The sequence below is a fragment of the Shinella sp. genome (genome assembly GCF_052438155.1).
In the GTDB taxonomy this organism is placed as follows: domain Bacteria; phylum Pseudomonadota; class Alphaproteobacteria; order Rhizobiales; family Rhizobiaceae; genus Shinella.
In genome coordinates, this window is record NZ_JBQVPI010000064.1 from 1 (window position 1) to 10860 (window position 10860).

Sequence of the window (10860 nt, forward strand, 5' to 3'; positions counted from 1 at the left end):
CCCCATTCGCAAATGGGGGTCCCGTTTGGATGCCGATCACCCCAAATGCGGGGTCCTTATTCCATGCCTAATCACAATCAGGGGCCTGTTGGAGATGCTCGGTCTGGCGGAACGTTGACTGACGGCACCTCGTTTTCCGCTCTCGCCGCTCTAATTTTGCGGCAAGTGTCAGCCGGCAAAGATGTTGACCGGGAAGACGTTCAGAGCGGTGGATACAACGAGCGAGGGATGGCGTGGGTCGAACGCGTCCGCGAGGTCAGCCGCCACCTGCGATCGATTCCAAAGGTAACCGCGACTATGGTCGTGTCGACCTTCAATAAACTGAATTTCGCGTCGCTATCTGAGGTATAGCACGCTCAACGCGATTAGCGGTGCGGCAAACAGAGCGAATGTAGCGCTTCCAAAGTGCTGATATCCGATCACCCCGAAAACGCCTCCAATTGCAAAAGCAGCAACCGTGGCGAGATGGAGGCTTAAACGACGCAGGACCGTCGCCTTTTCGTTGGCCTCGCCGCTCGCAAGCATTGCAAGACCCACACCGATGTCGGTTGCCACGCCCGAGACATGGGTCGTTCTCACACGGCTGCCCGAGATCCTTGTCGAAGCGGCATTTTGAATGCCCATGGTGAAGCTAAGGAGCCCTACGAGTACCATACCATTCGACATCGCTGTCGTCCCGACGGAGGTTAGTCCGACGAGCACCAGGATTGCGGCTTCAACGATCAATGTCAGGGCGTAGATATTGCGACGCTGCCGCCTCCTGCCAATCTCGATGAAGACGGAGGCGGTGAAAGCGCCGAATATGAACATCACGACGATCGTGAGAAAGCTGATCGCCACATCAAACTGGGAAACAGCCAACAGTTCGGACGCCATCGAAATGTTGCCGGTCATATTGGCTGAAAAGAAGTGATAGGCCATGAAGCCTGCGCTGTTAACGCTGCCTGCCACGAGTGACAGAATGGACGCCAGCATCACGTCTATCGCGTGGGTTCTGGTATCGCCTTCATGAATAAGCATATGGGATTCGCGTGCCTGAAAAAATTGCAACCATGATGATGTGCCGTCTAGTCGGTCCACGATGAACCGAGCTAAGGAAGGAGTCGAGAGCGATGGCACCACGCGCTTCGTCACGCCAGCGAGGCTATGACAGTCAATGGTGAAGGCGGGTGAGGTGCGAATGTCTGGAGAGCCACACGGTTCTTAGGCGCTCAACTGAACCTCTACGACGCAATCTTATTGTCAGCGTTATCCGCCCGCCAGCCTCGGCAGAAGATAGATTTCCGCTCCCGTTGGTAGTTCTTTCGACCATGTGTCGCGATAGATCGTCCCGTCTATCGCAACCGCAATCCCTCGATCCATCAGCGGCTCGAGCCCAGGGAACCGTTCGCTCAACCTCTTGAACAGTTCCCTGATGTCTTTTGCCTCGACCTCGACCTTGCTATTGCCCTCGGCCGCTGCGGCGAGCGCACCCCATAGCGTCACCTCGACCATCGGGCCTCCTTATGCTTCGAGCGCCGCCAGGATCCGCGGCGGCGACATGGGGATATGCTGCATCCGCACACCCACCGCATTGGACACCGCATTGGCCACTGCCGCAAGCGGGGGGACGATGGACGTTTCCCCGACGCCGCGAACCCCATAGGGATGGTTGGGGTTGGGGATCTCTAGGATCTGCGTGTCTATCATGGGCAGATCCGAACATACGGGAATGCGGTAGTCGAGAAAGCCTGCATTCTGCAGCCGGCCATCCTTGCCGTAGATATATTCTTCGTTGAGCGCCCAGCCGATGCCCTGCGCGGCACCGCCTTGGTATTGTCCCTCGACATAGGTCGGATGCACGGCTTTTCCGGCATCCTGCACCACCGTGTAGCGTAGGACCTTGGTGGCCCCGGTTTCGGGATCGACCTCGATATCGCAGATATGGGTCGCGAAGGACACGCCAGCGCCGTCGGCCACGATCTCGCTATGACCGGCAATCGGGCCGCCCGTGGTTCCCGATGATGCCGCGATCTCTTTCAAAGACAGATTTGGAAGGTTTCCGTGCGTCTCGCCCTTGGCGACGGCATGGCCCTTTTCCCAAGCCACGTCGTCGACCGGGATATCCCACATCTGTGCCGCACGCGCGCGGAGGATTTTGATTGCGTTGCGGGCGGCGGAGATAGTGGCCATCGAGGACGAGAAGGTGCCACGACTGCCGTCCGTCATGTCATTGTAGCCGAGACTTGACGTATCGGCGATCACCGCTCTGACCTGCGCGTAGTCGATCCCGAGTTCCTCTGCGGCCACCAGCGAGAGTGACGCGCGCGAACCACCCACATCCACCGTGCCGACCGCAAGCGAGACGGTGCCATCCATTCCGATATTCAGATCGGTACATGTCTGGCCCCCGAAGTTGAACCAGAAGCCGCATGCCATGCCACGCCCCTGATTCTTGCCGAGGGGCGCCTTCATGTGTGGGTGGTTTTTCACGGCCTCCAATGTCGGGCCAATGCCGATCGGGCCATAGACCGGACCGTAAGATGCCTTGGTCCCTTCCTGTGCGGCGTTCTTGATACGGAAGTCCACGGCATCCATGCCGAGCTTCTTGGCAAGTTCATCGATGGCGCTTTCCACGGCAAACGCCGCCATCGGCGCGGAAGGCGCACGATACGCCGCAGTCTTTGGGCGGTTTACCAACACTTCGTAGCCGACGGTCCTGACATTCTCGAGCTTGTAGCAGGCAAATGCGGTCATGGCACCGACCTCGGCCCACGATCCGGCATAGGGACCGCACGAATAGCGAAGCGTCGCATCGGCGGCGATGATCGTTCCGTCCTTCAGCGCGCCGATTTTCACGTCGATCGACGTGGCACTGGTCGGGCCGGTTGCACGAAATACCTCGTCACGCGTCATGACCAGCTTGACCGGCCTGCCGGCTTTGCGAGACAGCGCAAGCGCGACCGGTTCAGCCCAGACATGAGTCTTGCCGCCGAAACCACCGCCGATTTCTGACGCCGTCACGCGCAGCCTGGAGGCATCCATACCGAGCAGTTGTGCGCAATGCTGGCGATAGACGAAGTGGCCCTGTGTGCAAACCCACAAATCTGCCGTGCCGTCTGAACTGACGTTGGCCACGCAGGCATGAGGTTCGATATAGCCCTGATGTGTCTGTTCTGTCTTGAAAGCCCGCTCGACCACGAAGTCGGCCCTTGCCATGCCGGCATCGACGTCGCCATGCCCGAACTGGCTGCGCATCGAAACGTTCGAAGCACGATCGGGCTTCGGATCAACGCCCGTGGTGATGATCGTGTCGTTGATGAGCGGAGCATTCGGGGCGAACGCCTGGTCAACGTCGGTGACATGCGGCAGGAGTTCATACTCGATCTCAATGAGCTTGAGTGCCTGCTTAGCGGTGCGCGCATCGATTGCTGCGACCGCGGCCACGGCATGCCCGTCGTAGAGCGCCTTCTTGCGCGCCATGCAGTTGTCGAGAATGTCATACATCGCCGTGTCGCCATTGGTGAGGTCGGGCAGGTCCGCCGCCGTCACCACGGCCTTTACGCCAGGAAGTTTCTCGGCTTTTGACGTGTCGATCTTTCGAATGAGGGCGTGGGCGTGTGGGCTGCGCAGAATCCGTCCGATCAATTGGCCGGGCATACTGAAATCGGCGCCATAGCGCGCGCGGCCCGTCACCTTGTCGACGCCATCCGGCCGGATGGGTCGCGTGCCAACGGAGGAGAAGCTGCGTGTCGAGTGGCTGGGATCAAAATTCATGGTCATGCTCCTCTCATAACGCTGGCTGCGTCCTGAACCGCACGCACAATTTTGTCATAACCGGTGCAACGACAGAGATTTCCAGCAAGGCCGAACCGTATTTCCTCCTCGGTTGGGTCCGGATTCTTGGCCAGCAGATCCTTGGCCGCAATGAGAAAACCGGGTGTACAGATGCCACATTGCAAAGCGGCATGCTCGAGGAACTTCTGTTGCAACGGATGAAGTTTGTCGCCCTGCGCCATGCCCTCGACGGTAGCGATCTGACGGCCTTCCGCCTCGGCGCCAAGCACCAGACAGGAGCAGACCAGGCGGTCGTCGAGGATGATGCTGCAGGCACCGCAGTCGCCCGTACCGCAACCTTCCTTCACGCCCATGAGCCCCAGGCGTTCGCGCAACACTTCAAGCAGCGTCTCGTCGGGGTGACAGAGGAACTCGGCATTATCGCCATTGATTGTCGTCGAAACTGCTATGCCTACCATTATTTCTGTCCTGCACGTTGATAGGCGGCCAGCGCGACCCGCTTGGCCAGCACGCCTGCGACTTTCCTTCGGAATTCCACAGTGCCTCGCTTGTCGTCTATGGGGCGACAGGCGCCGGAACAGACCTCGGCAAGGCGGTCCAACGTGCTGCCGTCGACGCGGGAGCCAACGAGGATATTGGTCGCCTCTTCGACCAGGAGCACCGTCGGCGCCGCGGCGCCGAGCGCGACGCGCGCTGACACGACGACGCCCCGATCGTCGAGAGTGAGATTGACCGCGGCACTGACGACGGCGATGTCCATCTCTGTTCGCGGTGTGAATCGCTGGTAGGCGTCGCCCGAATATCGCTGGCGCTTGTCGAGCAGAATGGCTTCGATGATCTCGCCGGGCGCAAGCGATGTCCTGCCGGGAGCGACCGGCACCATTTCGACAGCAACCGTGCGGGAACCGGCCGGACCTCTGATCACGGCCTTGGCGCCGGCTGCCGCCAGAGCGGGCACGCTGTCCGCTGCCGGGGACGCATTGCAGAGGTTTCCGACGATAGTACAGCGCCCCTGCACTTGCTTGGAACCAATCAGGGTCGCTCCCTCGACAACACCCGGCCAAGCGTGTCGGAGGGCTGCATTCTCGCCCAGGACTGCGCAAGGCACCGCAGCGCCGATGACGAAACCTTCGTCACTTTCTATGATGCGTCCCAGGGCGTCTATGGCTTTGATGTCGATGATAAGTTCAGGCTCGATAAAACCGCCTTTCATTCTTACCAGCAAATCGCTCCCGCCGGCCAGGATCGCGGCCTTGCCCGGCGCATCCGCCAGCAGACCAATGGCATCCTCCAACGAACTTGGGCGAATATAGCGCAAAAGGATACTCCTTGTGATGAAGTCGGGTCGGAGGCGAATGTCGCAACCCGCTATAACCGATGCTGCGACGATACGAGTGTCGCAACCGCTTGACAACGCTATTGGATGCACCGGTTCGATACAAGCCGAGTCCTACACTCCCGATGAGCGGCTAGTGTAAGTCCGATGAATATGCGCAGTCTGGGGTAGGGTCAGGAGTTGTTAAATCAAAGCCAGAAGTTGACGCTGGCGGCGATGCATATGCTTGAGAAGAAGGTATGCGCGCAGCGGTCGTAACGGGTCGCGATGCGCCGCCAGTCCTTGAGTTGGGCGAAGAGATTCTTGACCTTGTGGCGTTGTTTGTAGGGCGCCTTGTCATAGGGGTACGGTACCTTCCTGCTGCGGCTCGAAGGGATGCAGGGTTCGATGCCCTTTGCCTGCAAGGCTCCCCGGAAGGTCTTGCTGTCATATCCACGGTCAGCAATCAGCGTCTTGGCTGGCGGCAAGACATTCAGCACGAGACGAGCGCCCCTATGGTCGCTCTTCTGGCTTTCGCTGAGCAGCATGATGATCGGGCGTCCCTCGCCATCGCAAACGGTGTGCAGTTTGGAATTCAGGCCGCCTTTGGTTCGCCCGATACGGCGGGGAACATCCCCTTTTTGAGCAAGCTCGCCGCCGTGCGGTGTGCTTTCAGGTGCGTGGCGTCGATTATGATACGCTCGGGCCTGGGACCTTTACCGGCCAGCGCTGCGAAGATGCGGTCGAAAACGCCAAGGCGGCTCCAGCGAATGAAACGGTTATAGAGCGTTTTGTGTGGCCCGTAATCTTTTGGTGCATCCTTCCATTGCAGGCCATGCTTGATAACGTAGACAATACCGCTGACGACCCGGCGATCATCAACGCGTGGAACACCATGCGCCAAGGGAAAATGCGGCTCGATCCGAACCATCTGCCATTCGCTCAGCAAAAACAAATCACTCATTATGGTCTCCGTCCAGAAACCGTGAATCACATCTCCATGCCAAATTAATAGGTCCTGCGCCTAAGGCTCCCCGTCAGAAAAACTGCGTCAGAGCCAAATCTCGGTGAAAATACCGGGTCAGCTCTCAGTGGCAATCAACAAAGAACTCTCACGCGTGAGATTGCGCGATCGTAAACCTAGCTCGCCGGGTTGCCTGAAATCGCACCCCCACCAACAAGGTTGATCTGCCGATCGTGCCGTGTTTTGAAGTGAGAAAATTGGCGGCGGGGCTTTGACAATGGGAATGGCAGAACAGTTTGACATGTTTTCGGAGCAGGCTCCGCGCGACCATGTGATCAAGCGCAGCCCCTCCAAATCCGCCGAACCCGACAAGCATGCCATCCCCATGAGTGAAGAGGACATGGTCCGACATTTGTCAGAGACAGGTCGATATCGAATCCTGCAGAAACTTATGCCGCGCGCGATCGCGCCATTCGCCCGGCCAGCGTACCCCCTCAAGGGCATTATTCTCGACACCGAGACCACGGGCCTCAATGCTCGCAAGGATGAGATCATCGAGATAGGCGTGATCGCTTTCACCTTCGATACAGCAGGAAGCATTGGTGAAGTGACCGGCATCTATGATGGGCTTCAACAGCCGAGCGTTTCCATTCCCACTGAGATCACCAGGCTCACCGGGATCACAGATGATATGGTGGCCGGGCAGTCAATCGATATGGCTGCGCTGCAGGTGCTGATTGAGCCGGCTGATCTGCTGATCGCCCACAATGCCGGTTTCGACCGGCCATTCTGCGAGGCATTTTCTCACCTGTTTTCCGGCAAGGCCTGGGCCTGTTCCAACTCCGAGGTCGACTGGTCGTCGCGTGGATATGAGGGCACCAAACTCGGCTACCTGATCGGGCAGGCGGGCTACTTCCATGATGGTCATCGGGCTGTCGATGATTGTTTCGCGCTCTTGGAGGTACTCGCCCGGGAAGTCGATGGATCGGTTTCCACCGCTTTCGCCGAACTCTATGAAGCAAGCCAGCGGTCGCGTGTCCGTGTTTTCGCGGAGAGCAGCCCCTTCGACATGAAGGATCATCTCAAGACTCGAGGCTACCGCTGGTCTGACGGAAGCGATGGCCGCCCGAAATCCTGGTGGATCGAGGTTGCTGAAGAAGCACTCGATGATGAGCTCTGCTATCTCAGGGCCGAAATCTACCGTTATCAAGACGCCGACCCACCGATCAAGCGCCTGTCTGCCTTTGATCGTTTCCGGGCCTGACGCAACCCATTTGATCGATCTCTGGCTGTCGTTTGGCACTTAAACGTAAGCCGAGCATGCACTAACATTAAATCCGGATCACCCATGGGGCAGGCCACTACTGGAGGGCATCCGGTCATGCTCCCCGGATATCAGGCCGATACGGATCATGAGTTAACCTGACATCACCGCACCAACCTCGTCTCATTCCGAGGCTTCGATTTTTTGACTGCACGAGGAGACGTGTTTGAGTTGATGACAGGCAAACGGGGCATTGAATTCTTCATATTCCGGTTTCGGGGCGTGGAAGTGAATTGGCGCTATAAAGTCCTGAGCGCGCATGCCATCCGCTCTAACGCCTCGACAAGAACTGATCGCGGGCAACCGACATTCAGGCGAACGAAGCCTTCTCCGCCGGGTCCGTAAACGCGTCCGTCATACAGGTTGACGCCGGCACGCTCGACGAAGAAACGGTGTATCCCGCCAACTTTGGCATCCAGTTCTCGTGCGTCCAACCACACCAGAAATGAAGCGTCCGGCCGCATTGGGAAGACGCCCGGAAGTGCGCTTTCCGCAATGCTCGATACGAGGTTCACGTTCTCGCGCACGTAGGGAGCCAAGGCGTCAAGCCATTCGTCACCCGCAGTATAGGCGATTTCCAAGGCCAAACGCCCAAAATAGTTTGCGTTCAACATGAACGACGCCTGCATTACCTGAAACAGATCTGCGCGACGCTTCGGATCAGCGACCGAAAGGGTTGCGGCTGGCACGCCAGCCAAGTTGAATGTCTTTGTAGGAGCCGTGCAAATAAAGGACCGGGCCGCAGCACTCTCGCTTATGGAGGAATAAACAATATGCGGCCGGTCGTTCAGCCGAATATCGCAGTGAATATCGTCGGAAATGACCAGAATACCGTATCGCTCACATATGGCGTCAAGGCTCTCGAGCTCCTCGCGTGTCCAGGCCTTCCCAGCCGGATTATGGGGGTTGCATAACAGGAATACCCGAGCGCCACTCGCGGCTTGGCGTTCAAAATCGTCCAGATCCAGTTCGTAGGTGCCGTTGCGAAGTGTCAGCTGGTTGATAAGAAGCTTTCTGCCATTGTCCCTGATGACTTGGAAATACGGCGAATAGACTGGCGCCTGCACGATCACGCCATCACCAGGCTGTGTGAATGTGCGCAGAATAGCGGCGACCGAAGGCATGATTGCAGGAGCAGGGAGAAGCGCTTCAACATCCATGCTCCATCCGTGACGCCGCTCAAACCACGATTTCACGATTTCGTAGTGATGCGGATCACGTCTTGTATAGCCATAGATTCCATGGTCGACAGCCTCCCGAAGCCGCGCAATCACAGGTTCAGGTGCACGGAAATCCATATCGGCCGTCCATAAGGAAACCAACCCGTCCCCTTCGACGCGAGGAGAGAACTCGTCCCATTGGTTGGCCCATTTCGCAGAACCGAATCGACTGCGATCATGGATAGTGTCAAAGCTCGGCTCTTCCGCAGCCAGCTTCCCGGCCGCAGGCGCACATATCTGAGAGTATGTCATTGCTTTAGTTTCCTAGTAGATAAATCATCGCGAGCGGCACGTGCGAAACGCCGTTCATCTCAGGATCTGCCGCAAGAATTGCTGCGCTCGCTCGGATTGGGGGTTTGTGAAGAACGTATCCGGCGTTGCCGACTCAACGATTTCCCCTCGATCCATGAACACGACGCGATCGGCCACTTCCCGCGCAAAACCCATTTCGTGCGTCACGCAGAGCATTGTCATGCCTTCCGTGGCGAGCGAGGTCATGGTGTCGAGGACTTCCTTGACCATCTCTGGGTCAAGTGCCGATGTCGGCTCGTCGAACAACATGACCTTCGGCTTCATGCACAAGGCGCGTGCAATTGCAGCCCTTTGTTGCTGGCCGCCGGAAAGCTGCCCCGGATAGCTGTCGGCCTTGTCCTCGATGCGAACCCGCTGGAGATAGGAGCGGGCCAGCTATTCCGCCTGTCGCCTTGGCATCTTCTTCACCCAGATCGGGCCAAGAGTGCAGTTTTCAAGCACGGTTAAATGCGGGAACAGGTTGAAGTGCTGAAAAACCATCCCGCATTTCCGCGAACGCTATCGATATGCCGGAGATCGGCAGTCAGCTCCGTGCCATTGACAGAAATGGGGCCTGTCCCCCCGGGTAGGGAGATCGATGCCTTTGGGGCGGGCAGTGGCTTGAGGACTGCGTTGTACCAAAAGAGCAGTTGAAGCAGCAGCGGGATATTTCGAACGACCTCGACATAGGAGGTCGCGACCTTGGCGACTATCCAGTTGCTGGAAAGGCGTGAAATCCCGATCACGAAACCGATGCTCGTGGCGAGCAGGATACCGAATGCGCTGACCAGCAGCGTGTTCGCCACCCCGACCCAGAATGCCTGCCCATAAGTCGACAGGGCATCATAAGGGATCAGTGTCTGACTACTCTGGAAACCAGCCGTCTGGTTCCAAAAATCAAAGGTGAGAGGAATGCCACGCTGCTTCATGTTGGAAACAGTCTGGGTGGCGATCCCCACAATGATAACCGTCAGGCTCACCGCCAGCGCCGCTTGGTAGGCGATGCCACGAACCTTTTTATCATAGATGGAGACGTTCCTGCGCTCCCGCGCAGCCTGAGCGATATCAACCATTCGTTCCTCCCAATTGGAAGGAGGCCACCGCTCCTCGCTGCGGCCTCCTCATCTCATCAACGGACGGGAGGTGCGTATCGGCGCATTCACATCATGCTGGGTCGGCAGGGGATCGTCATGAACCTGAAGGAGCTCAGGCGTCTCTATCGGGAGGAGAAGCTGACCGTTCGCAAACGCGGCGGTCACAAGCATGCCTTGGGAACCAGGCGTCCTTTGGCATTGCCGTCGCGTGCCAATGAGCGCTGGAGCATCGACTTCGTCAGCGATGCCTTCACCGATGGTCGGCGCTTCCGTGTCTTGGCCGTCGTTGACGACTTCACCCGCGAGTGACTGGCATTGGTCGCCGACACCTCACTCTCAGGGCTACGGCTTGCACGGGAGTTGGATACGATCATCGCACGGCGAGGAAAGCCAAGGACCATTGTTTCCGACAACGGCACGGAGATGACGAGCATGGCCGTTCTCAAGTGGTGCCAAGGTACGCGCGTCGAATGGCATTACATCGCACCAGGCAAACCGATGCAAAACGGTTTCGTGGAAAGCTTCAATGGCAGCTTCCGCGACGAATGCCTCAACGAAACCCTGTTCTCATCGCTGGCGCAAGCGCGGACAGACATCACCGCATGGAAGGAGGACTACAACCGAAATCGACCACATTCCACTCTGGGCAATATCACGCCCAATGAGTTCGCAATGAAAATCGCTCTGGAAAAACAGACCGCATGAGGTCAGATTGAAAACCAAAGACTCTCCCGAAAACTGGAGGGAAGATGGGTCTGAGGTCAGGTCGGCCTGCATGATCAATGTGTTGCCTGGGCGTCGCTCAATCGCAGCCTGATCGCGCAAAAGGCGGCATCGGCGCTGGGTGCCGATTGCCGTCTGGTGGCCGACGTGCC

Annotated in this window: 8 protein-coding genes and 3 pseudogenes; 2 read left to right on the forward strand and 9 right to left on the reverse strand. The window is 58.0% G+C overall.

The genetic code is table 11. From position 1 onward, the window contains the following. Nucleotides 1–336: 336 nt before the first annotated feature. From ACT6VE_RS33795 to ACT6VE_RS33820, 6 genes are all read right to left on the reverse strand, one after another. A complete protein-coding gene (locus ACT6VE_RS33795) occupies nucleotides 337–1020 on the reverse strand; it encodes a YoaK family protein (RefSeq protein ID WP_444802543.1) in 684 nt (227 codons plus the stop codon). A 228-nt stretch (nucleotides 1021–1248) separates the two neighbouring features. Continuing rightward, nucleotides 1249–1494, reverse strand: coding sequence for a MoaD/ThiS family protein (locus tag ACT6VE_RS33800; protein ID WP_257950190.1), 246 nt, complete (start codon nucleotides 1492–1494; stop codon nucleotides 1249–1251). A 9-nt stretch (nucleotides 1495–1503) separates the two neighbouring features. Then, nucleotides 1504–3756: a xanthine dehydrogenase family protein molybdopterin-binding subunit gene (locus ACT6VE_RS33805; protein WP_444802549.1), complete on the reverse strand. Its 2253-nt coding sequence runs from the start codon at nucleotides 3754–3756 to the stop codon at nucleotides 1504–1506. A gap of 2 nt (nucleotides 3757–3758) precedes the next feature. Beyond that, entirely contained in the window at nucleotides 3759–4235 is a 477-nt protein-coding gene (locus tag ACT6VE_RS33810; protein WP_444802544.1) for a (2Fe-2S)-binding protein, read from the reverse strand. Beyond that, complete coding sequence (locus ACT6VE_RS33815) at nucleotides 4235–5095, reverse strand: FAD binding domain-containing protein (protein ID WP_444802545.1); 861 nt, start codon at nucleotides 5093–5095, stop codon at nucleotides 4235–4237. Before ACT6VE_RS33815 ends, ACT6VE_RS33810 begins: the two co-directional genes overlap by 1 nt. A gap of 206 nt (nucleotides 5096–5301) precedes the next feature. Further along, nucleotides 5302–6056, reverse strand: a protein-coding gene (locus tag ACT6VE_RS33820) for an IS5 family transposase (protein ID WP_444802546.1) whose coding sequence is annotated in 2 segments (ribosomal slippage) — nucleotides 5302–5723 and nucleotides 5723–6056 — 756 coding nt in all. Because the reading frame shifts where the segments join, the coding sequence is not laid out codon by codon here. A 283-nt stretch (nucleotides 6057–6339) separates the two neighbouring features. On the opposite strand from ACT6VE_RS33820, the gene ACT6VE_RS33825 reads away from it, so the two are divergent. Next, on the forward strand, nucleotides 6340–7320 hold the full coding sequence (locus ACT6VE_RS33825; protein ID WP_444802547.1) for a 3'-5' exonuclease: 981 nt from the start codon (nucleotides 6340–6342) through the stop codon (nucleotides 7318–7320). 299 nt (nucleotides 7321–7619) lie between these two features. On the opposite strand, the gene ACT6VE_RS33830 is transcribed toward ACT6VE_RS33825, so the two are convergent. The 3 genes and pseudogenes from ACT6VE_RS33830 to ACT6VE_RS33840 form a co-directional block, all read right to left on the reverse strand. Next, entirely contained in the window at nucleotides 7620–8852 is a 1233-nt protein-coding gene (locus ACT6VE_RS33830) for a MalY/PatB family protein (RefSeq protein WP_444802548.1), read from the reverse strand. A 54-nt stretch (nucleotides 8853–8906) separates the two neighbouring features. Continuing rightward, a pseudogene (locus ACT6VE_RS33835) lies at nucleotides 8907–9466 on the reverse strand (amino acid ABC transporter ATP-binding protein); the annotation flags it as partial. A gap of 66 nt (nucleotides 9467–9532) precedes the next feature. Then, a pseudogene (locus tag ACT6VE_RS33840) lies at nucleotides 9533–9964 on the reverse strand (ABC transporter permease subunit); the annotation flags it as partial. A gap of 51 nt (nucleotides 9965–10015) precedes the next feature. On the opposite strand from ACT6VE_RS33840, the pseudogene ACT6VE_RS33845 reads away from it, so the two are divergent. Next, nucleotides 10016–10690 (forward strand): annotated as a pseudogene (locus tag ACT6VE_RS33845) (IS3 family transposase); the annotation flags it as partial. Between the last annotated feature and the right edge of the window lie 170 nt (nucleotides 10691–10860).